27 protein-coding genes are annotated in these 21970 nt (G+C 51.0%); 5 read left to right on the top strand and 22 right to left on the bottom strand.

Features of this window, described 5'->3' with window-relative positions:
• Positions 1 to 9: 9 nt before the first annotated feature.
• From LG381_RS12460 to LG381_RS12355, 22 genes are all read right to left on the bottom strand, one after another.
• Positions 10 to 285, bottom strand: a complete 276-nt coding sequence (locus tag LG381_RS12460; RefSeq protein WP_001031303.1) for a phage tail assembly protein — start codon at positions 283 to 285, stop codon at positions 10 to 12.
• 56 nt (positions 286 to 341) lie between these two features.
• Positions 342 to 860 (bottom strand): phage major tail tube protein, encoded by a 519-nt coding sequence (locus LG381_RS12455; RefSeq protein WP_001251417.1) that lies wholly within the window; start codon positions 858 to 860, stop codon positions 342 to 344.
• 12 nt (positions 861 to 872) lie between these two features.
• Positions 873 to 2063 (bottom strand): phage tail sheath protein, encoded by a 1191-nt coding sequence (locus tag LG381_RS12450; RefSeq protein ID WP_001286716.1) that lies wholly within the window; start codon positions 2061 to 2063, stop codon positions 873 to 875.
• A gap of 301 nt (positions 2064 to 2364) precedes the next feature.
• On the bottom strand, positions 2365 to 3246 hold the full coding sequence (locus LG381_RS12445) for a hypothetical protein (protein ID WP_181237843.1): 882 nt from the start codon (positions 3244 to 3246) through the stop codon (positions 2365 to 2367).
• Between the two features lie 567 nt (positions 3247 to 3813).
• The gene (locus tag LG381_RS12440; protein ID WP_225762473.1) at positions 3814 to 4392 is read right to left on the bottom strand and encodes a tail fiber assembly protein; all 579 of its coding nucleotides are present in this window, start codon (positions 4390 to 4392) and stop codon (positions 3814 to 3816) included.
• The gene (locus LG381_RS12435) at positions 4392 to 7013 is read right to left on the bottom strand and encodes a phage tail protein (protein ID WP_225762472.1); all 2622 of its coding nucleotides are present in this window, start codon (positions 7011 to 7013) and stop codon (positions 4392 to 4394) included. The genes LG381_RS12440 and LG381_RS12435 overlap by 1 nt, the downstream gene beginning before the upstream one ends.
• A 10-nt stretch (positions 7014 to 7023) precedes the next feature.
• On the bottom strand, positions 7024 to 7554 hold the full coding sequence (locus LG381_RS12430; protein ID WP_021560395.1) for a phage tail protein I: 531 nt from the start codon (positions 7552 to 7554) through the stop codon (positions 7024 to 7026).
• Complete coding sequence (locus LG381_RS12425) at positions 7547 to 8455, bottom strand: baseplate assembly protein (protein ID WP_021560394.1); 909 nt, start codon at positions 8453 to 8455, stop codon at positions 7547 to 7549. Before LG381_RS12425 ends, LG381_RS12430 begins: the two co-directional genes overlap by 8 nt.
• Before the next feature lie 4 nt (positions 8456 to 8459).
• Complete coding sequence (locus LG381_RS12420; protein ID WP_021560393.1) at positions 8460 to 8807, bottom strand: GPW/gp25 family protein; 348 nt, start codon at positions 8805 to 8807, stop codon at positions 8460 to 8462.
• The gene (locus tag LG381_RS12415) at positions 8804 to 9439 is read right to left on the bottom strand and encodes a phage baseplate assembly protein V (RefSeq protein WP_021560392.1); all 636 of its coding nucleotides are present in this window, start codon (positions 9437 to 9439) and stop codon (positions 8804 to 8806) included. The genes LG381_RS12420 and LG381_RS12415 overlap by 4 nt, the downstream gene beginning before the upstream one ends.
• 66 nt (positions 9440 to 9505) lie before the next feature.
• Positions 9506 to 9958 (bottom strand): phage virion morphogenesis protein, encoded by a 453-nt coding sequence (locus LG381_RS12410; protein WP_001001780.1) that lies wholly within the window; start codon positions 9956 to 9958, stop codon positions 9506 to 9508.
• On the bottom strand, positions 9951 to 10418 hold the full coding sequence (locus LG381_RS12405) for a phage tail protein (protein WP_000917169.1): 468 nt from the start codon (positions 10416 to 10418) through the stop codon (positions 9951 to 9953). Before LG381_RS12405 ends, LG381_RS12410 begins: the two co-directional genes overlap by 8 nt.
• Positions 10381 to 10626, bottom strand: coding sequence for an Rz1-like lysis system protein LysC (lysC, locus tag LG381_RS12400; protein ID WP_231793234.1), 246 nt, complete (start codon positions 10624 to 10626; stop codon positions 10381 to 10383). Before lysC ends, LG381_RS12405 begins: the two co-directional genes overlap by 38 nt.
• The gene (gene lysB, locus LG381_RS12395; RefSeq protein WP_225762470.1) at positions 10526 to 10951 is read right to left on the bottom strand and encodes an Rz-like lysis system protein LysB; all 426 of its coding nucleotides are present in this window, start codon (positions 10949 to 10951) and stop codon (positions 10526 to 10528) included. The genes lysC and lysB overlap by 101 nt, the downstream gene beginning before the upstream one ends.
• The gene (locus LG381_RS12390; RefSeq protein ID WP_225762469.1) at positions 10939 to 11364 is read right to left on the bottom strand and encodes a DNZ54_00345 family protein; all 426 of its coding nucleotides are present in this window, start codon (positions 11362 to 11364) and stop codon (positions 10939 to 10941) included. The genes lysB and LG381_RS12390 overlap by 13 nt, the downstream gene beginning before the upstream one ends.
• Before the next feature lie 14 nt (positions 11365 to 11378).
• Positions 11379 to 11876 (bottom strand): glycoside hydrolase family 104 protein, encoded by a 498-nt coding sequence (locus LG381_RS12385; RefSeq protein WP_225762468.1) that lies wholly within the window; start codon positions 11874 to 11876, stop codon positions 11379 to 11381.
• Complete coding sequence (locus LG381_RS12380) at positions 11876 to 12157, bottom strand: phage holin family protein (protein ID WP_000123124.1); 282 nt, start codon at positions 12155 to 12157, stop codon at positions 11876 to 11878. Before LG381_RS12380 ends, LG381_RS12385 begins: the two co-directional genes overlap by 1 nt.
• Positions 12158 to 12160: 3 nt before the next feature.
• The gene (locus LG381_RS12375; RefSeq protein WP_000846409.1) at positions 12161 to 12364 is read right to left on the bottom strand and encodes a tail protein X; all 204 of its coding nucleotides are present in this window, start codon (positions 12362 to 12364) and stop codon (positions 12161 to 12163) included.
• A complete protein-coding gene (locus LG381_RS12370; protein ID WP_000988633.1) occupies positions 12364 to 12873 on the bottom strand; it encodes a head completion/stabilization protein in 510 nt (169 codons plus the stop codon). Before LG381_RS12370 ends, LG381_RS12375 begins: the two co-directional genes overlap by 1 nt.
• Before the next feature lie 99 nt (positions 12874 to 12972).
• Positions 12973 to 13716, bottom strand: a complete 744-nt coding sequence (locus LG381_RS12365; RefSeq protein ID WP_225762467.1) for a terminase endonuclease subunit — start codon at positions 13714 to 13716, stop codon at positions 12973 to 12975.
• Positions 13717 to 13719: 3 nt separating this feature from the next.
• Complete coding sequence (locus LG381_RS12360) at positions 13720 to 14793, bottom strand: phage major capsid protein, P2 family (protein WP_097757189.1); 1074 nt, start codon at positions 14791 to 14793, stop codon at positions 13720 to 13722.
• 58 nt (positions 14794 to 14851) lie between these two features.
• Positions 14852 to 15706 carry a GPO family capsid scaffolding protein gene (locus LG381_RS12355; RefSeq protein ID WP_001085975.1) on the bottom strand — a complete coding sequence of 285 codons (855 nt, stop codon included), beginning with the start codon at positions 15704 to 15706 and terminating at the stop codon, positions 14852 to 14854.
• Between the two features lie 173 nt (positions 15707 to 15879).
• On the opposite strand from LG381_RS12355, the gene LG381_RS12350 reads away from it, so the two are divergent.
• The 5 genes from LG381_RS12350 to LG381_RS12330 all read left to right on the top strand — a co-directional run bounded on the left by LG381_RS12350 (position 15880) and on the right by LG381_RS12330 (position 21969).
• Positions 15880 to 17652 (top strand): terminase ATPase subunit family protein, encoded by a 1773-nt coding sequence (locus LG381_RS12350; RefSeq protein ID WP_049144282.1) that lies wholly within the window; start codon positions 15880 to 15882, stop codon positions 17650 to 17652.
• On the top strand, positions 17652 to 18686 hold the full coding sequence (locus tag LG381_RS12345) for a phage portal protein (protein WP_000038166.1): 1035 nt from the start codon (positions 17652 to 17654) through the stop codon (positions 18684 to 18686). Before LG381_RS12350 ends, LG381_RS12345 begins: the two co-directional genes overlap by 1 nt.
• Before the next feature lie 426 nt (positions 18687 to 19112).
• Complete coding sequence (locus LG381_RS12340; protein WP_097314640.1) at positions 19113 to 20177, top strand: hypothetical protein; 1065 nt, start codon at positions 19113 to 19115, stop codon at positions 20175 to 20177.
• Complete coding sequence (locus LG381_RS12335) at positions 20174 to 21286, top strand: hypothetical protein (protein ID WP_001398851.1); 1113 nt, start codon at positions 20174 to 20176, stop codon at positions 21284 to 21286. The genes LG381_RS12340 and LG381_RS12335 overlap by 4 nt, the downstream gene beginning before the upstream one ends.
• An 11-nt stretch (positions 21287 to 21297) precedes the next feature.
• Positions 21298 to 21969: a hypothetical protein gene (locus tag LG381_RS12330; protein WP_032238998.1), complete on the top strand. Its 672-nt coding sequence runs from the start codon at positions 21298 to 21300 to the stop codon at positions 21967 to 21969.
• The last annotated feature ends 1 nt before the right edge of the window (position 21970 follow it).

Raw genomic sequence — 21970 nt, 5'->3', positions numbered from 1 at the left:
TCGGGAACGTTACTGCACCGAGTTCGGCGACAAAAAACCGACCACCTTACCGGCCAGCGCCACAAGGTCAGGCAGTTCCAGCGCGGCGACTTCCTGCTCGGTCAGCATCGGTGCCGTCATGCGCGGCAGCACCTTAATCAGTGCATCGACTTCGGAGTTCGCGACCGCAGCCAGACTGACACCGCGCAGCGTCCCGGCATTAGGTTTCATCAGCGTGACCTGTTCGATAACCTGCTCACCACGCTTGACCGGATTGTCCAGGGTAATCACATTTTCTTTGTTCATGGTTTTCTCACTTCTGAATCGGGGTTAACCGGTCAGCCAGGCTGACCGGATGAAAATCACAGGCCGATATTGCGGCGGTGTTGCTCCAGCCGGTCGACGCCGTTCACCTTCTCAATCATGTTGATGGTGTCGATTTCGACCAGCTCCTTACCGTCCATCGTCAGCTTGAAATAAGTACAAATCACCGGGAGTTTCGATTCGGTATCCTCTCCCTGTTTACCCTCTCCGGTGTCGACTTCTTTCTGACGCCCACGCATGACCACTTCGACGGCCACCGTTTCACCGGTATCGTCGCGCTGGTAAGAACCAGCAAAACGAATCGGTACGGCATCAGCACTGGTTGCAGCGTAAAGCTCCCAGATAACCGAATCCGGGAAGCCCCCGAGCGACCACTCCATTGACAGCGCATCATCATCAAGGCCGAGGTCTACCGGTGCGCTGCCGTTCATCCCCGCACCGCGATAGTTTTCGAGCTTACGGGTCAGTTTTGGCAGCGTGACGGAATTTGCAACGCCCTGATAGCTGTAGCCGTTCAGAAAGACATTCATGTATTTGAGTTTGCGCGGCATTGCCATCGGTCAGGCTCCTTAATTGCTGTTAACCGAGGTGACCAGATTTGCCAGGTATTTATCAGTAATACGCTGGCGCAGGGTCAGGTTTTCAAGAGGAGGCACCGGGGTATAGTCGTAGTCGATATACAGTTTTCCGGCCTTGAGGGTTTCCGCATCGTTGGATTCTTCACTGAACCAGCAGGTCGCATCCACGATATAGCCGTTTGTTTTCAGCTCTCGGAATTTGGCATTGATGCCGTCAACGATGTCGCGAATCAGCGTTGCGGTGATGGGCTTGTCCACCGCCCACATGTGCGCCTCAGCCATCGTGTCGGCCAGTACCTGCGCGGTGCGGGTGTAGTTTTCAAAGAGGAACAGCGGGTCATCAGAGCAGGTACGGTTACCCCAGAAGCGGAAACCGTCACGGCGAATCAGTGTTGTGACGCCTGACTCGTTAAGCAGGTCAGCATCGGTGCCGGACTCCTGCAAATCCCAGAATACAGATGCGCTGATGCCGGTAACACCGTTCACCCCAACGTTGGACAGTGTTTTATGCCAGCCCTGCTCCTGGTCGATTTTAGCGCGCAGACCCAGCGCACGGGCGGTGGCATACGCGGTGGCGGTGGTACTGGTGACCGTATCCCATGCGAGGAAATCCGGCCAGATGACCATCAACTCACGCTGGCTGAAATTCTGGCGGTAGGCTTTCACCTCGGAAATAGTTTTACAGCCCCATGCGCTGATATACCCGAAAGCGCGCAGCTTCTGACAGACTGATGCCAGTGCAACAGCCACCTCTTTGGTGTCCAGTCCCGGCACACCGAGAATACGCGGTTTAACACCGGTTACCGACTCCGCCGCCAGCAGGGCTTTCAGTCCGGTGTACTGACCGTTTTCGTCGGTGGTGCCGATGATATTGGAAACGGTCTGCGCGAGTTTCGTTTCCTCGTCGTCGCCGGTGCCGTCTTCCACACGCACGACAACGGTGACCGGTTTTGACTGGTCGGCGATGGCCTGCAACGATGCCGCCAGCGTGCCTTTTTTACCAGCCTTTGCAATTGCGCTCTGCACATTGGTAATCAGCACCGGTTTATTGAGGGGGAAGGTTTCCGCATCCGCATCGCTGGCTGTGCAGACCATGCCGACAATGGCGGTTGATACGGTGGAAATGACGCGGGTGCCGTCGTTAATCTCCAGCACCTGCACGCCGTGATGATAGTCACTCATCCGTTTAACTCCGTGGTTAATGGGTGCAACTATTTTCTGTTGTGCAGAGCATGAGACGCTATTTGACCTGGCTGGTCAGGGGATGAAACAACAGATAAAGAAAAGGCGGGCAATCAGCCCGCCTGTCCGAACTGCTATTTGATAGAAGCTAATCGGACTGGTAAAAAACTCTGTCATGCTACTCCATTCACAGTTAAGCAACCGAAATCTATCCGTCAATGGGTAACAACAATTCAGTAATTGACTCCGTTAGCACCATAGAGTTTTGCAAGCATGCAGTTGCACCAATCGTCGAGTAATCTCAATCCGTATCACATTCTGGGCATGAACCTTCAATAATAAAGCCATCACAATTTTCACATGGTTCCATTTCTACGAATCCACCTTGTATTCCATAGTAACACTTCTCGTTGAGGCAGACTCCTGCATTATTTTTTTCATCAAATATCAATGACGGGAATCCGCATTCAGGACATACCAGATAATCTGATATGTCAATATCTGTATTTTTATAATCACAGCAAATACAATAGGTCTCAACAGGGTAACCCGTACCTTTGTACAATATAAAGTGAGAATGGTTCTCGCACTTTGGACAAAGAGCTAAATAGTTATCAGTATCACCTTGTATTTTAAGAAATGTCTTTTCAGCACCTATAATCTGCCTTTCAATCAGCGAATTGTATTGATTAACATAATCAAGCTCAGATAAAATTATTTTAAAGGATGGCTTAAAAACATCAATGTAAAGACTTGAGAGTAACCTTGATAATATCTCTGGTGATATTTCGATTGCAAAATGCTGTATCTTGTTTCTTTCTCTAGCTAGGCCCTTGACAATATTAAGCTTTCCTTTAAACTCGTCCGGATAATGCTTCACAACCTCATCACATAAGCTATTAATATCTATTGATTTTAATTTATACAACTCATCCTCAGTAGGACTTAAAGGATCTTTGCAAATTTTAAATAAAGAGTTTTTGTCGAATATGAGTATAATATTTATCCTACTCAATATTTCTTTCAGGATTAACTCCGAGCCATGAAACATATTAATTAGGCATTGTTTATATTTACGTGGCGTGAATTCTTTTTTTGCTTCGTAAAAATACTCCAAACCTAGCTCAATAGAATCCAAGGCGTTTTCGACTAGTGAAAATTTAACCAATTTATTTTTATCCATGTCAGATTCAATTTATATGTTCTAAGTATATTGCATTGGCGGATGTTCGAAACTTGTTATTATCATGTTACCATACATTCAAGTCAGTTACGAGTTTTCTAGATAAGAGTACTAATCTTAAACAAGCCGCTTAGGTGGCCTAAAATAAATTATTTCTTCGCAGACAGAGCGGACAGGCGAGCGCCCTCGCAGCGTACCTTTTCACTTCTATTTTCGTGTATTAGATCTTGACGGATACTCCCATCACTTCGATGTAAGTCACGTTCTTCCATTGTGACAACGTATCTTCAGCAACAAGCAGGGTTCCAAAAATTCGTCATTTATCGCTATTATTCTTTCAAAAAGGGAAAAATCATACAACAGAATTGACCTTATGTTCCGGTTGAACGGGAGCTCATTAGGTTAGGTGAGTTGCCAGCCATTCAGGACTACATCGACATATCAATACCTGATTGTGCTGGCAGTGTTTCCTTTGGCCACGCAATTGCTGCTGGCACAGAGTGGACTGTCAGATTAGGTTTTACTCTGTGCCATAGATGACTAATCTCACACCAGTTCTAATACGATTTATTGCGGCATTTTCGGCCATTCAATATCCGGGGCATTTTCCGGCTGAACGCGATTCAGTAGCACACGGTATTTTTTCCAGTGTGTCAGGCTTAACTTTTCTTCCTCGGTAGCCATATCTAAATCGACAGCATCCTGCAGAGTGGCAATAATTTCACCTGCATATGCAATCAGCTCTTTCTTCTGAGAGTCAGCCGCTCTGACAAGCGCATCACGCTCTGCATTCTCATCATTCACCCACGCATTGCCGTTCCATTTCTGATAATCCCCATCCGGGGAAATGGCTGTCACGTCTGGAGGTAATACGCCAAGTTCAGAAATATAAATGACTGCTCCCGTTTTCGTTTCATAGACGGTCTTTCCGCGATGGTCTTCCATCAGTTCCCATTTCATTTCATCTGCATTGAAAACGGCTGCATAACCAGCAGGAATATCAGGCGGTGCAATATCTGTACTGTTTGCAGGCAGACCTGTATGCGGCGGAATATATGCGTCACTTTCACCAATAAATTCATTGGTTCCATCAAGTAAATTGAAAACGCGGATAGTTTGTGCTTCTGCACTCATTCTGAAAGCCATTATGCAAGCCTCACAATATAGTTAAATGCGATGTTTTTGACGGTGTTTTCGGTATTACCCGTAGCATTTACCGTGATGGTGTGTCCGTGCGCACCCAAGGCCACAGTGTGTGCATGGGCACCAATACCTACAGTGTGGTTATGCTGACCAATATCCACCGTATGGGCGTGCGCTCCGGTGGTGCTGGACACCTGATTGTTTCCTGAAGCCTGTACACGCTGTTTTCCACCGACAGAGTCGCCGCCATAAACACCACCGACAGTGTGCGTATGATTGCCCGTATTGTTCGTTGATTTTGTGCCATGATTAAACGTACTGACTGTCTTCGTGCCGTAATCAAATGAACTGGTCGTTTTCGTCCCTAAATCCGTATTTGACGCACTGGCGCTGTGAGTATGCGATTTAATCCCGTCCTGTTCCTGTGACAATACAGCACGTCCACTGGCGGGTTTGCCCTTGATTGTCCAGCCGCGCATATCTGGAATAACACCAGAAGGATAGGCAATAGCCAGTTTAGGATATGCTGCCTTATCAAACGTCTGCCCCTGCATAATTGCATAGCCTGCAGGTGGTGTATCTGATGGCCACGGCAGCGGAACACCTGGCGGAAACGCTTCAATATTTGCCGAGCCGTCAAATTTTACGCCGTTAATTGTCCTTGCCGTTTTCAGCTTTGTTGCTGTAGCCGCATTGCCTGACAGCTCACCAGAAAGGCCACCGCTGAATGTCTGTTTCGCGCCCCATGTCTGGGCTTCGTCAATGATTGGTAGCCGACGAATATTGAAGCTACGCTCCCCAGGATTGCCATATAAGCGGACTGTAAAAAAACGATAGTTGGTTTTGTTTGAAGTGCTGCGCCATACATGCATTGAACGGGCGACACCTCCGCCTTCACTGGGGCCAACAGTGATATTTATCAGGTTAGTATCAATGACGCCCCATTCCATCCCATCGGGAATATTGGTCATATCTGAAAGCCTGACAGTTATCATGCTGCCCGGTATAAAGTCGTAGGTCTGCCAGTCCAGACTGGATAACCTGTCGGTAACACCGCCGACACCTAATTTAGTGAGTAATGATTTTGAGTTGTATACTTCCGCCCATTCCCCCCAGTCAGTTTCACCGCTGGCGCGGGTTCGCTGAAATGTCCGGTTTTTATAGGCATCCGTTGCTGAAACAGTCGTGTATGTCTGGATATACGATTCAATATCACAACGTTTTTTCACTTCAACTATTGAGCCAACAGCAAGATCTTTAGAGTCGGTGACAGGTGCATTTGTGGCCTGTTTCGTAACGCTATAAATACCAGGCTTTAAAAGGTCATCAAGATCCCCTGAATAAGTCCATCCCGTGGACTGATACCCAACAGCAATCCAGTCCTCCCATTGTGGATTTTCTGCATCCCATGAGGCAGTCAGTCCGCGAATGTACATAGTCCCACTACGGGTGGTGTAACGTTGCATCCTCCCATACAGACCGCCTTCAAAGACTTCCAGAATACCCTGCCCAAAACTCCCTTCCTCCGGGAAATGACGGTCAAATGAGGCTATTGATGTACTGCTATTGCGCCATATTCCCAGGTGTTCCGCACCACCTAAAGAATTCAGGTCAATTGACGTGCTTAATGGTCGAGTCCCGCTTGTAATAACTCTCCATGCACTCCATGTTGGACTGGCTGGGTTCCATTCTGCATCAAGCATCCGAATGTAAATATTACCGGTTCGGGTGGTGTAGCGTTGTGTGCAGTGAAAGCGACCAGCATTGAATACTTCCAGAACCCCATTGCCTTTATCTTCAGGGTAACCAGACTCTGGTTTTGCAGTGGATTGTGACGGATATGACCACGTTCCAAGATATTTTTCTTCTGGGCCATAGGAGTCAAGATTGTCAGTGGTTGGAATCATTCCATTGTGTTTCATAAACGTCAGGCTGGTAACGCCAATATTGTCCAGAAAAGCGCCCTTATCTGGAATATCGTCACCGTTCTGGTCTTTCTGCAGACGTTTCTCAGCATTGTCATAGGCTGCTTTTACTGCCTTTGGCGTTGCCGCCAGCTTTTCACTGGTGCTGTTTGTTGCACTGCTTAACTGAGTAAAACCTTTTTCTGTCAGCGTGGCGTCAGGATGGCGGCGGGACTGCTCATGCTCTGCGATTTTGTCATCGACATAATCCTGCGTCGCCATCACTGTGCTGGCATCAATACTCAGCTCAACGGACGCCACATTGCTGAGAATAATAACCATGCGGCAGGTCTGCGCACGTCCGGAGCCTTCAGCCAGTTCTGGCTTATAGCTTTCTGCCATGTTGGATACCGCAATCAGTGTTCCGGCATCGTCATACAGACCAAGCTCACGCATCCAGAAGCCGCCCACTTCGGGCGGTACAACCAGTTCAGCCACAATATAGTTTTTATTCTTATTATCCACACTGACTTTATTCAGAGCGTGACGCCAGACCTCATGTACCAGTTTCGTCTGACCGGCATCCGGCACCGGTAATTTGCCATTACCGTCACCCACGGCCATTGCAGACAGGTTTACTTTTTTCCCGCCGGGGACAGTGGCGGCTGCCAGCTTTGCGGCTCCGGCAGTAGTGATAACGGTTTTAAATTTCGTGCTCATTGTTTCTCACTTATCCGGGATAAACAGTAATAACATCACCATCACAGACCACACCGCCTGTATACAGATAGCCGGGAATGTCCTGGATAATGTTCAGACCGATAAGGTGGCGACTTGCGGGTTTGGCATCGGCAATCAGCCGTTCCATTTCCAGATACATTTCCTCTGTGATACCGCTTTCCAGTACGCCGATATCAAGCCGGAAAGTGCCGGGCGGGTCGTTTGTCTCCCACCATTCCTTTACGTTAATGAGATAGCCGAGCGGCTCCACCACACGCCGGATTGCGCCTATAGTGCCCTTATGGCAGTGAATGAAATACGCATCGCGGATAACGGCGCGTTTTGTTGCTTCCGGCCACTTTTCATCCCACCTGTCGACCGAAAACGCCCACGCCAGCCACGGCAGCAGATTTGCCGGACAGGCATCCGGGTTCCACAGCTCACGAATACTGACCGGCGTTTTTTCAATTTCCGCACAGGCTTTTGCGGCGGCGACCTCAAGCGGTGATGAGCCGGTCGGCAGCAGGCGCGAATCACTCATCCGAGCCTCCGGTCACGACGCTGTATTCGGTACAGAAAGACGCCTGCGTACTGTTGAGCACGATGTCGGCCAGTGGTGCAGCCAGTTCGACACGCTGCACGCCTTCCACATGCAAAGCGGCATAAATGGCAGACAGACGGATGTCGCGCCCCAGCCGGTGCTGTGCCGTGATATACGCTTCCAGTTTTTTCACGGCGGCAGCGCGGATGGGTTCGCTTTCGGGACCAGGGTAAAGGTAAAGCATGGCATTTATCTGGTATTCAACGATGGCGGCAGACTGCACGGTCACGCGGTCGGCCACCGGTCTGACGTCCTCGCCATTAAGGGCGTTACGCACCACCGCCAGCAGGTCTTCGGAAGCGACACCGTTATTTTCACGTGACAGCACAGAGATGGTGACACAGGCCGGAGACGGACTGGTGACAGAGATATCCGCGACACGCCCGTCGGCACTGCGACCATGATACTGATAGGCTCCCACCGACCCGGCGACGCTTAAACCTTCAAACGCCTGCTGAATACGCAGACGATAATCTGTGTCAGATTCCATCACTGCCGGTGTCGGCGGGATGGTCGAATCATCTGCCGGGGTGATAGTCAGGCGCGTGGTGTTGTAATTGGCACCAATCACATCAAGGTCATTACCGGCAGCACAGGCCAGCATCACCGCCCGTGCAGCCTCATTCACACGCTGACGCCAGATAAGCTCACGATAAGCATTTTCCTCCAGCAGTTTGACGAGAGGCTCAGATTCCAGTGTCAGGGTACGGGCGACCGCCTCCTGCTGGTCTTCCGGGTAAAGGGAAATCAGTGTCGCCTTGCGTTCGGCAAGAATGGTTTCAAAGTCCAGCTCCTCGACCACATCCGGTGCGGGTAGCTGGTTCAGGTCGATAATCGGCATGGTTTCAACTCACAGGGATGGTTAACGAAAGTGGCTGGCCGGTGTCGTTGTGCTGACCGGTTAACGTGACCGTCATTCGCCCCTCAAAACTGCGCGCCGTGGTGACGGATGACAGGGTGACGCGGGGTTCCCATTTCAGCACTGCCATGTAACAGGCGACCTTAATCTGCAACTCAAGCGCCGGAGTCTGCGGCTGGTCAATCATTGACGCCAGCAACGAGCCGTAATCACGACGCATCACCCGTGAGCCGACCGGTGTGCGCAGGATATCGCCGATACTCTGGCTGATATGCTCAAGGTCAGTGACAGTCAGGCCATCACTGCGATTCATTCCGAGATAACGTGCTGTCATAGAGGACTCCCGGTTGTGCCGCCGCTGTCGCCGGGGTGTTTATGGGTATGCAGTACCTTACCGTTTGATGAGAGTTCACCGCCGGTGTGTTCAATGTTGCCGCGCATCGTCCCGCCCTTCTGCACTTCCAGCGTGCCGGTAGTCAGCTTGTTTGTGCAGACCACCTCCGGCGTGTCCAGAGTGACGCGGGTTGATGCTTTCACCGTGACCACCGGCACCGTGGCAGTAACAGAATCAGAAGCCGTCACGCTGGCCGTTTTAATTCCGCTTACCGTAAGCGCACTGGTTTCGGGTTCATACTCAATCACCGCCCCGTCAGGGAAACGGATATGCAGGGCATCCGCCGACGCAGACGGCGCGGGGTTATCGCCGGAATAAATCCCCGGCAGAACGAACGCCGTGTCGAGTTCACCGCCCACGGCCAGAATCAGCACCTGCTCCCCCACGGAAGGTGCCCACCATGTGCGCGAACGACCGGCACGATGGGTCAGCCACTGAAGCCAGTCAGTGCACATGCCGCCGGTCTGCACACGGCAGCGACCGGCGTTAAGGTCGGTTTCGACGACAAGGCCGGTGCGAATCATGTTGCGCAGTACGCGCGCGAGTTCCTGAATATTTGCGAGATTGTTCATAACGGGAAGGATGCCGCCGGGTCATACCGGCGGCAATGTGACGATGAGGTGTCGGGAATGGCACAACTAACGGTCGAGGTGCGCCAGAATAATCTCTTCAATCATCTGCACATCCTCACCGGTAAAGCCGAGCAGGGGACGCGCCGGATAATCAATTTTCTTACCGTCTTTCCGGTTTTCTTCCGACAGACCGAACTGATGCACACTGGCGATTTTCGGTGACTTTCCGCCGTAAAACTCCATTGATGCCTGTTCCGGGCTGGCGCGGATATGCAAAAAACGACTGGTGATAAGTTTCGCAAACATTTTTCGCTTAACGCGACCGGTCTTTTTTCTGGCGCTCTGCTGCTGGCGTGGTGCGTAGGGTGTGCCGTCCGGGGCTTTCTGTGCCATCACCCGGCGCTGCTGACTCTGCCGCAGACGTTTCGCCAGTTCGGCGCTCAGTCGCCGACGCCCTGACGGTGACAGCGATTCAATAAGTCCGGTCAGCCGGTCTTCAAAACGCTTAAACTCATTCATCCCACTTGCTCACCAGTTCGCCATTGATATACAGCTCCATCGGGCGGGTGACCGGCTCTGGCGGCGGGGGTTCCGGAATATTCTTCACATGCAGTGCGCCGTCCACCTCACTGACCAGCGTGCGCTCGGTCAGCATCAGGCTGATGCTGATATCAAAGCTGCTGTCATTGTTGATGTCTGCATAAAACGTGAAGCCCTTTTTCTGGCCTGCGTCGGTGGTCATGATGTCGGGCTGATTTTCCCGCAGCCACGCCAGCACCGGCACGATGAGCAGGTCAAAATCACCGGTAAAGTCGGTCACAATGACATTGAGCGTGTAACGCTTTTCGAATGACAACGACGCCGCCAGCGTGGAGGCAATACTCCCGTTATCCACGAATATCCGAAGCATCTCTGGACTGGTTTTCAGCACCGTGACGGCATCAGTCAGCGCCCTGCGCAGGCTGTCGGGTTTGAGCATCGTTTTCGTCCTGACAGTGTTTAATCATTTTTACCTGGCTGGCACAGCGTGCCAGCACGTTCTCAAGCTGCCGGATATCGGCACTTAAATCGCCGTTCGTCTCCGGGTCACTGCCCGGCATCGGGCAAAGACTCACTTTCGGGCAGGCGTTGTGGACAATCACTGGCGTCGGTGCAGGCGGGGCGCTGGTGCAACCGGCGCACAGCATCAGGCAGGCCAGCACCGTACCAGCGGCGAAAATCTTCGTTTTCATTGAGTAACCTCGTGATGGTTTTCTCGCGCTGTGCTTCACGCTTCGCGGCGTTTTCCAGCTCCTGACGCAGTGCCACCTGCGCCAGCTCGTTTTTGTTTGCCCTGGTGAGGGCAACATGAAGCTGATTTTTCAGCATGGTGATGGTCGTCTGCTGCCCGCTGGCGACGTTGTTCGCCCTGTCCAGCGAGGCGCGCAGTCTGGCGTTTTCATGCTTCGCCAGAAACAGCCCCGCCACCGCCAGCGATAACAACACAACCAGCACAATCATCAGCCTTGACATGGTTCCCGCCCCTCAAAACGCTGACGGCAGGCCGTACGTATCAGCCGGAAGAACAGCGACGCCACGAGGTAAATCAGCGCGGTAAAAATCCACCCGGCAGCGACCAGCGAGATAAACGTCACCACCATCACCACCAGAGCCGCCACCCGTCTGCGCCACGGCACCGGCTGCAAAAACAGCGACGTGACAATCTTCACGGCCAGCGATTCCGGCGGCAGCTCCCGCCCGTAGCGTTCCAGCACATACTCAGTGGCATACACCCCGACACCACCGGCAACCACACAGATAACCGTCTCCAGAATCGCCCAGGCGGCGACAAAATTGACGGCCACGCTCTGCGGGTAAATCAGGGACAGTGCCAGCATCAGCGCCAGCGACACGTTCAGCATCAGTGAAAGGGATAATTTCTTCATGGTGTTTACTCCATTTAAGCCGGTACGCCGCCAGCGGTACGCCAGACGGTGACCAGTTTTTCCAGTGAATGCTCACGCTGACCGTAACCGGCTCCCGGCAGGGACGCCCAGATATTGCGACAGCGTGAAATGGCGCGCTCAATGCGTCCCGCCCGGATGTCATCCAGCGCACCGCGTTCGCGGATCAACTGAATGGCGAGCCTGTCCTGTGACAACGGACTGAAATCCGGCAGGGCAAGCTGTTTGCGGTAGTGCGGCCAGAACAGGTAAAGCTGCTGATAGCGACCGGAGGCCGTGGATTTTTCACCGCGACGGTTAAACACCTTCGCCGGTCGGCCATGTGCGAACGGGTGGTCACTGTAGTCGGTGAAGATTTCCGGCTTCCCGTCCAGTCCGGTGACTATCACGTCATAGCCCCGGTGTTTCGTCAGCGGGTGATTCGCCGTTCCTTCGGACACGGCCAGCATGTCGAGAAAGGCGGCGATATTCTGATGCGTGTTAATTACCGGCATTACTGTTTCCCCCTGCCCTTAAAACGGCGCTGAATGGCAATCTCAATCACCTGATAACCGGCGATACCCAGCATGGAGCCGATGCCGCACACCGCAGGCAGTGACAGGTCAGGAAACTGCACCAGAACAACACCAGCAACCATCGAGACAAAACCACCGAGCAACATGCGCCCGATAAACAGACGCGGGGTGATGGGTTCACCACCGGCAAGCACCTTGCCGACAACAATCAGCACCCCAATCATGAAAAGCGACAGGACGCTTTTTTCTTCTGCTGTCATGCGTTACTCCCACAGATTGACAGTTTCAGCCACGGGCGCGGTCTGAACGTCGGGCAGTTCGACGGCGGTGCCGTGCGGCAGCACCGCCCCCAGTTCAGCCAGTCCCGGATTTGCGGCGAGCACGGTCTCAACCACGCCCTCAGTGCGCCCGTAATACCGGACACAGATGGCGTCGAGCGTGTCGCCCTGTAGCGCAAAGGTTTTCATCAGATTTGACTCACGATGCAGCGCGGCTTGTCCTGGATACGCGCCACCGCCCAGCGCATATCCCGCCACAGCTCATCAATGGTGCTGTCAATGCTGTCGGCCTTCTTGTCGCCTTTCGCACTGGCATCCACGCCGCGATAACGCTCATAAAGCGACGCGGTCGCCATCGCACACACGGCGCGCTCGTAGTAAAAAACTTTGATGCTTTCACCGTCGATATCGTCCGCCGGGACGTCCGCCAGACGCGTAAAACCGGCGGCAATTTTCTGTTCGCGGTACTCGTACAGCTCCGCATTTGTTTCCGCCATGCCTGACTTGATGGCCTCACGCAGACGGGCGGGGGCGACGGTCTGCTCAAGGCGCATACGTTCCCGGACGCGCTTCGGGTCGATATCGGGAAAAAAGAACGTGTTTTTAATCACCGGCTCGTCGCCTGCCGGTTGCGGGATGACCACCGTACCCTCACCGGATACAGGAGCCTCCTTTCGCGGAATAATCAGCGTCATCATGACTACCTCTGAAAAGTCGGGCGGTGGACGCCGGTGCAGTGTCAGATGATTCACCCTCACTGACCGGCGTGCCGCCCTGGTGCGGGGCGCATTCGGTTGTTAACTGGCTTTCTTTTTCGGGCGTCCACGTTTTGCCGGTGTCACGCTCCGGGTCTTACGCGGGGCGCGGGTGGCCGCTTTTGGCTGCGGCTCCGGCTTCGGTTTCAGCTCCCGCTCCAGTCGTTCAATCTCTTTTTTGACGCCTGCCTGACAGTCGAGCTGTGTCGCACGTTGCAGGTGCGCCAGCGCACCGGCGGCATCACCAGCGTCACGCAGAAACAGACCGGTGATTTTGTGCAGCTTTGCGCGCACTTCATCAGGCATGTCAGCCGTGGCGGTCAGTTCAAGGGTGTCCGTCAGCAGGCGGGTATCCACAGACTCACCGGCAGCGTGGGCGCGCATGGCCGCGAGCGCGACCTCCTCGGTGAACATGTACGGCGGGGTACGGCGGTGTTTACCCGGCATGGTCAGACCGTACCTCAGGGCATAACGGGCAATCTCCAGCGCACCGGCAATATCGCCGGTATCCAGACGCCACAGCATCACCGTCATCAGAATGTCATCCTGTGCGCCTTTGCCCTGCTCCAGCACGCCGTTCACCCACGGCAACCAGAACGGCAGCAGTTCGCGCTTTTTCGCGGCCTTCAGCTCTTTTGAATAAATCGCTTTCAGTGTGCGCTGGTCTGCGGCGAGCTTAACCAGCATCTGCTCATAGACAGTTGCATGTCGCAGCGGGGCGGCGTCCCGCTGCGCGGTCATCGCTGCCGAGACCCGCATCATGTGGCGCTGTGCGGGACTCGTCATCGTTTACGCTCCCGGCTCTGCGGTCGCCTTAGCCGGTGTGGAGAAATCACCGACCTTAATTTTTTCCACCAGACAACCGGCGGCGTAGTCTTCCACCACGTAATCAATGTTCATTGACTCGTAGTTCTCCACGCGGTCGAGTTTCGGGTTTTCCACAATCACGCGGCGATGGCTGTCATCCATGTAGTAGATGGACAGGTTTTCCAGCTTCGTGATGAGCATCGCATCCGCCGGGAAGTACGGGACGCGTACCGCCGGCAGGTTACCGATGCGTTTCTGGCTGATGATGACGTCAGCGGCCAGCATTTCGCTGTTGTCCTGCTCCTTGTTAACGATGGGGAAATACTTGTCCGCCAGTAGCTGACGACCCACAATCACCACAAGGTCAGGGTCTTCCTGATACCACGGTTCAATCAGGTTGTTGGTCGCATCCATCACCAGTGCATCGAGGCTGGCATAATCACCGCCCTTACCTACGCGGATGACCTCAGAGGTCGTGTGACCTTCCTCGTCAGTAACCTTGCTCATCACGCGCGCCGGGGCTTCATTGCGGTATTTCTGCAGCCAGCCGACTGCCACATCCTGCAGCATCGGATTGCTGCTGCGGTCAGAGGTTTCGGCACGCTTCACGCCGTTAAAACCGGCCATGATGAAATCAAGGGACTGGCGTTTGATAATGGCGTTACGGACACGGAGCTGGAAATCCTGATAACGCGCCCACAGGTCAAGCGTTTTGTAGCGGATATAAAAATCGAAGTTAATCTGGTCGCATTCGTACTTACTGGACGCCAGCTTCGAGAAGTCCTTCGGCTGACGCTCGGTGCCACCGGCGGTGTCGGTGGTGCTGGCGATGGAGCCGGTGACACCGATGCCAATTTTTTCCCCTTTCATTTCGCTGACCGGCACAATGTTGATGCGGGTCAGAAAGTCAGAGGACTCCTGCATGGTGTTCATCAGGGTCTGGGTGACCGACGGTTCAACGGTGAATTTTTTCGACACATCACCGGCGTCGATGCCGTTCAGTTCGGCAACACGGGACAGGTAAGCATTAAATTTAAAGCGGGTTTCCTGGCGCATAGTTTTTCCTGAAATTAAGGGTTAATCGTGAAGGTTTTTCCGGACTGACTGACGCCGGTCAGCAGTTCGTCATCAGGGCGTCACCGCCACCACCGGTGGCCTTGCTGCGGCGCTGCTGGGTCAGACTTTCGGTGTGGTCGAGACTGTTTTTCAGGCGGGTGAATGCCTGGCTGGTTTCATCCGCCCTGTCAGTCACCTCCTGCTTAAGTGCGGAAAAGGCGGTTTCCATCTCAGCGAGGCGCTGCTCAGTGGCGCTCAGTTTTTCCTGCACATGTTCAGCAACAGCGGTCACCGCTTCATGCACGTCATTCAGACGGGCGTCATCGCTGGCCTGTTTGCGGCCAAAAATGGATTTCACCTTTTCGGTCAGGGCGGTGAACACGGTTTCAGGCAGGTCTTCAAATTCCAGCTCAACGGGCGTTGCCACTGAAATCAGGTTTTCAGGGCTTAATTTGAAGCGGTTCAGAGGGTTGTGTTTTGCCGTGCGGCAGAATTCCAGGTATTCCGTGCCGAGGCTTGCCGGGTCATCGGTGACGGCCAGCCCCACCAGATAACATTTGCCGGTGTTGGCAAAGTTCGGCTGAATTTCCATTGAGGTATAGACCTTCTGCGCGGCCTTGTTCATCGCGATAAGGTCATCGGTCGGGGTGATTTTCGCAAACAGCGCCCATTTGCCTTTCAGCGCCGAATCGTCATCAATCTTTTCGGCCTTCAGTTCGACCACATCGCCATAACGTTTAAAAATACCGTCAGGCAGGATGCCGCGCAGATGTTCCAGGTTAATGCGGCAACCGTAGACACGCGGGTCAAAGGTTTCAGCCATTTCCTGAATATCCTGCGCACTGATGACACGCCCGTCACAGGTGTCACCCTCAACGCCGATACGAAAGAATTTTGAGACTTTTTTTGCCATTGTCAGGAGTCCTGAATAGTGATTAGAGGAGTCACATGTCGGCATCAGTTTCCCGACGATGCGCATCCTCCGCCATCAGTCCCGGATGGCTTATCACTGACACAACAGCACCTTAGCGAATCGCGGGGCGCGACTCAGTAGCCTTGCCGTGTATTCATCACGGCGAGGTATTCATGACCATCACCACAGACACCACTCTTTTACACGACCCGCGTCGTCAGGCGGCGCTGCTGTACTGGCAGGGATTTTCCGTGCCGCAGATTGCCGCCATGTTGCAGATGAAACGCCCGACGGTGCAGAGCTGGAAACAGCGCGACGGCTGGGACAGTGTTGCCCCCATCAGCCGTGTCGAAATGAGCCTGGAAGCGCGGCTGACCCAGCTCATCATCAAACCGCAGAAAACCGGCGGTGACTTCAAGGAAATTGACCTGCTGGGACGCCAGATTGAACGACTGGCACGGGTAAATCGTTACAGCCAGACCGGCAACGAGGCAGACCTTAATCCGAACGTCGCTAACCGCAACAAAGGCGGGCGGCGCAAACCGAAAAAAAATTTTTTCAGTGACGAGGCCATCGAAAAGCTGGAGCAGATTTTCTTTGAGCAGTCTTTCGACTATCAGTTGCACTGGTATCGCGCCGGGCTTGAGCACCGCATCCGCGATATCCTGAAATCCCGCCAGATTGGCGCGACGTTTTATTTTTCCCGCGAGGCGCTGCTGCGCGCCCTGAAAACCGGCCATAACCAGATTTTTCTGTCGGCCAGTAAAACGCAGGCGTATGTGTTCCGCGAATACATCATCGCCTTTGCCCGTCTGGTTGACGTTGACCTGACCGGTGACCCGATTGTCCTGGGCAATAACGGCGCAAAACTGATTTTTCTCGGCACCAACTCCAACACCGCACAGAGCCATAACGGCGACCTGTACGTCGACGAGATTTTCTGGATCCCGAATTTTCAGGTACTGCGTAAGGTGGCATCAGGTATGGCCTCACAGAGCCACCTGCGCTCGACCTATTTCTCCACCCCGTCCACGCTGGCGCACGACGCCTACCCGTTCTGGTCGGGTGAACTGTTTAACCGGGGACGCGCCAGCGCCGCCGAACGCGTGGAAATCGACGTCAGTCATAACGCCCTTGCCGGTGGGCTTCTCTGTGCGGACGGCCAGTGGCGGCAGATTGTCACCATTGAGGACGCCCTGAAAGGCGGCTGCACGCTGTTCGACATTGAGCAGCTCAAACGTGAAAACAGCGCCGACGATTTTAAAAACCTGTTCATGTGTGAATTTGTTGACGACAAGGCGTCGGTGTTCCCGTTCGAGGAGCTGCAACGCTGCATGGTCGACACGCTGGAAGAATGGGAAGACTATGCGCCGTTTGCCGCCAATCCGTTCGGCTCACGTCCGGTATGGATTGGTTACGACCCGTCACACCGTGGCGACAGCGCCGGATGCGTGGTGCTGGCACCGCCGGTGGTGGCCGGTGGCAAATTCAGAATACTTGAGCGTCACCAGTGGAAAGGCATGGACTTTGCCACTCAGGCTGAATCCATCCGCAAACTCACCGGAAAATACAACGTCGAATACATCGGTATTGATGCCACCGGCCTCGGTGTCGGCGTGTTCCAGCTCGTGCGCTCGTTCTATCCCGCCGCGCGCGATATCCGCTACACACCGGAAATGAAAACCGCAATGGTGCTCAAGGCAAAAGACGTTATCCGTCGTGGCTGTCTGGAATATGACGTCAGCGCCACCGACATCACCAGCTCGTTTATGGCTATCCGCAAGACCATGACCAGCAGCGGACGCAGCGCCACCTATGAGGCCAGCCGCAGCGAGGAAGCCAGCCACGCCGACCTCGCCTGGGCGACCATGCACGCCCTGTTAAATGAGCCACTCACCGCCGGTATCAGCACCCCGCTGACATCCACCATTCTGGAGTTTTACTGATGAGCAAGAAAAAAGGGAAAACACCGCAACCTGCGGCAAAAAAAATGACCGCCAGCGCCCCGAAAATGGAGGCATTCACCTTTGGTGAGCCGGTGCCGGTACTCGACCGCCGTGACATTCTGGATTACGTCGAATGCATCAGTAACGGCAGATGGTATGAGCCACCGGTCAGCTTTACCGGTCTGGCAAAAAGCCTGCGTGCTGCCGTGCATCACAGCTCACCGATTTACGTCAAACGTAATATTCTGGCCTCGACATTTATCCCGCATCCGTGGCTTTCTCAGCAGGATTTCAGCCGCTTTGTGCTGGATTTTCTGGTGTTCGGTAATGCGTTTCTGGAAAAGCGTTACAGCACCACCGGTAAGGTCATCAGACTGGAAACCTCACCGGCAAAATATACCCGCCGTGGTGTGGAAGAGGATGTTTACTGGTGGGTGCCGTCCTTCAACGAGCCGACACCTTTCACGCCCGGCTCCGTGTTTCACCTGCTGGAGCCGGATATTAATCAGGAGCTGTACGGCCTGCCGGAATATCTCAGCGCCCTTAATTCTGCCTGGCTGAATGAGTCGGCCACGCTGTTTCGCCGCAAGTATTACGAAAACGGCGCTCATGCCGGATACATCATGTACGTCACCGATGCCGTGCAGGATCGCAACGATATCGAAATGCTTCGCGAAAACATGGTGAAGTCAAAAGGCCGCAATAACTTTAAAAACCTGTTTCTCTATGCCCCACAGGGGAAAGCCGACGGCATTAAAATTATCCCGCTCAGTGAAGTCGCAACGAAGGACGATTTTTTTAATATCAAAAAAGCCAGCGCCGCTGACCTGCTGGACGCGCACCGCATCCCCTTTCAGTTGATGGGCGGCAAGCCGGAGAACGTCGGGTCGCTGGGTGATATTGAGAAAGTGGCAAAGGTCTTTGTCCGCAATGAGCTTATCCCGCTACAGGACAGGATCCGCGAGATAAACGGCTGGCTCGGTCAGGAGGTCATCCGCTTTAAAAACTACTCACTGGACACTGACAACGGCTGAACATCGCCGCCTGCGGGCGGCTTTTTTACAACCCGCCATCACGCCCTCACACGCTCACCACCGCACAAAACATCCCACAGACACACCAACGCCCCGGCGAACAATCTAAACGCCATCACGACGCGCTCAGACGCTGAAAAAATAAAATCAGCACCACCGCCAGCGCGCAGTGCTTCCCCCGCCTCGCCCGCCCGCTTCATGGGGCGGTTTTAATGCAGTTGCATGATTTAGCCGAATCCGCGCCATTGTTGACATTGATGTTTTGATATGGATATGGCGTAAGCATGCGAATTCATTCAAGATGATGCAAGAATGATGAAATTATGGTACAGATCGATTAGCCATAATATGCCCCACGTTGTTACATGTGGTTCATAAGAGTTATGGCTCATAGGGATTTATACAAAATATATATAGGTAATTATCATGTCAGGTGAAACTCAAAATATTTCAGCAATGGCAGAAAAAATATCTTCAGACCTATTCAAATGGTTTAAGTGGGAACTCGTTGGTCCAACCAATGAAAACTTTCAATGCATGAAAAAAGATCAACATAAAACACTAGCCGGAACACATCCAACTGATGTTGTATTTTCTTATAAAGATCCCTATTTGAATAGAACTATTTTTTTAAATACTGATTTAAAAAGCTATATTAAAGGCTCAATTACAGCAACTAAAATGCGCAATGCTTTAGTATCGCTGGCTAATTCTATTGACTGTGCTCAAGGTTGTAAAGAATGGAAGGAGCGTTATTCTTATAAAAGTGGTGCGTCAGAAGTCAGAGGCATGCTCTTTGTATACAACCATGACGGAGACTTTGACCAATCTTTTTATGATGTATTCTATCAGTCTCACAATACTGAAACTGATAAGAAGAAAAGAGGTATTAATCTTGACAATATACCGGTAAGAGCCGGTCAAAAAATACACATCATTGAACCAAGAACTATAAACTACTTGCAGTCAATAATCTGCGATTTATCACAACTAAGCCACAAAAGAGAGTTTCCACTCGGTAAAAAATATCAATTCTTTTACCCAGACCTTTCACTACATAAAGTAAGCGGTTCGCCCGAAGAACTTCCAGCAACTGTAGAATTATTGACAGGCCCATTCCTTATTATAAAACATAATGACGTCAGACATTGCAATGAAGAAACATCACAATGGGAAACCACATTTAAACATGGTTACATTATTTATTACAATGGCGAAGGAAAAAACGAGCTAGAGTTTATTTACATTCTAGACACGCTATCTAAATATCAATTACTGGATGGCAATGAAAACATAAGAATTAGAATAGTTAACCCTAACATACATAAAGATGTTCGCAGTATTTTTATGAGTGCGAAGGATAGTTATTGTCAAGAATGGGGGTTCGATGAACATAAAAAAACGATAATAGATGCTATTGATTTTCAACAGGTAGAATTTACAAAGCCTCGTTTTAGTTCGGTAGAGATTGGTTGGGAGCGACAGGCATGAAAATTGGATTATATAGTGTAAATGATAAGGCAATGTTTGACGCATTGAATCAAACTAAAGTCACTCATGAAGATATGAAAAGTCTCTTTTTTAAAAGAGGAATGATTATATCCAAAGAGACTAAACGAAAAACATTGGCTTTGGATTTTTCCAGATACTATCATGGCTATTCTGATTTTGAATTTCTTTCAAACATACTCGGCTCTGTTGGGCGGAGAGAAAAAGTATCAATTAACATTATTAATACAAATATAGATAAAAATAGTATGGAAAATACTATTAAATCTATTTGTGAAGATCTTCAAAAAGAAGGCGATATAACTAATATAAATTACACCGAGAATGGTTTTGAAGTATCAATAAAATATGTGAAACTAGATTTCAAAATGAGCGAGTTTCGCCAATCCTCATCACGTGAAGCCAAAATACAAGTTGAAATGAATGAAAGCGGTGAATTTATCACCCGTTTCCCTCAAAATGCTAAAGCAAGGGAATTCAACGAGCGCCTCGTGGAGAAGATCAAAGAAGACAACAATGAGGATCCAGCCAGTCTTGATGAAATTTCGCTCGAAACTGTTAAATCACCAGCGGAAAGAAGCAAGTTTTTTGAGCAACTAATCTCAAGCATACCTAACTACAAATGCATTGACGTATCGGATGTATACGTTACGCATCCAATTCTTGAGTCAAATAAGTCTAACGAAAATGAAGATGATTCTGATGATGACGATACAATTATTGACACAGGATATCATATCTCCAAAGCTTCACTAAAAGGGCGCAGCGTTCTTGACTCTCTCGAGTTTAAAGAGTTGTTAGGAAAAGGATTTTATATTACCAAAATCATTTGGAGTTCTGTTGTTGACACTTATAAAGACTCGGACAAATATGAATTCGAGGCTCAATTTGTCGACCCAGATAATTGCAAGTTATTCTCGTATATCGTTCGCGGTGTTTATAAGTACAAAAATATAAACGAATATGCAAATCGTCAAAATGTAGATAAAGAGAAGGAAAAACTGCTATTATTAGCACTTGAAAAAACCGCTCGCGAAATTTCAAACAGTATTATCGCCTCAAACACAATTGAGGTTGTTACTGATAAATAAAAGGAGTTGTTATGAAAACAAAATGGTTTACTGCCAACTTCCCTGCTGGACTTGATAGTTTATATCAGTCTATCATTAACACTCCTTTTGATAGTGATAAAGGCTGGGGATTTAGTATCAACTCATATGAAGAAAATGCAATATCATCTCGATACATCGAGAAAGTAGAGGTCAACGAGATAATCGTTGATCCATATGGAAACGAGACTCAATATACACAGCTAAAATATATTCAATTTAACTTTTGGCTTTACACAACAAAAGGTAAAAACTTCATCTTAATCATTGAGTCGCCTCCCAGAAGCATTAAAAACTTCATATCAAACATAATTAAATCAACACATTCTGATTTTAATGTGTCAAATCTCAACATCAAAATTGAGGACTTCATTTATTTCCTGACCCCGCACTTTGAAAAAATACAAGTGCACAAAGCAAAATTAAAAGACTTAACGTTTAGCAAGCACACATCCGGCATACTGGAACTTGAGTCATCAAGTGACGCACTTATGGAAATAAGAAACATTTTCAAAAATGCAAATTTTACAATTGATAAAGTTAAACTTAATGTTAAGGATGTGACCGGTTATGAGTCATTAGAAATTAACACAAATGGGTCCATTTCACTTTCAGAGCAAATTTTTGACAAGGTGTATCGAACCATAGAAAGGTTTGCCCTTTAAG

Origin of the sequence: Escherichia sp. Marseille-Q3837 (genome assembly GCF_916618735.1) — a bacterium.
Classification (GTDB): Bacteria; Pseudomonadota; Gammaproteobacteria; order Enterobacterales; family Enterobacteriaceae; genus Escherichia; species Escherichia ruysiae.
Note: the sequence above shows the minus strand (reverse complement) of the source record. Positions and strands in the feature narration are given on the sequence as shown.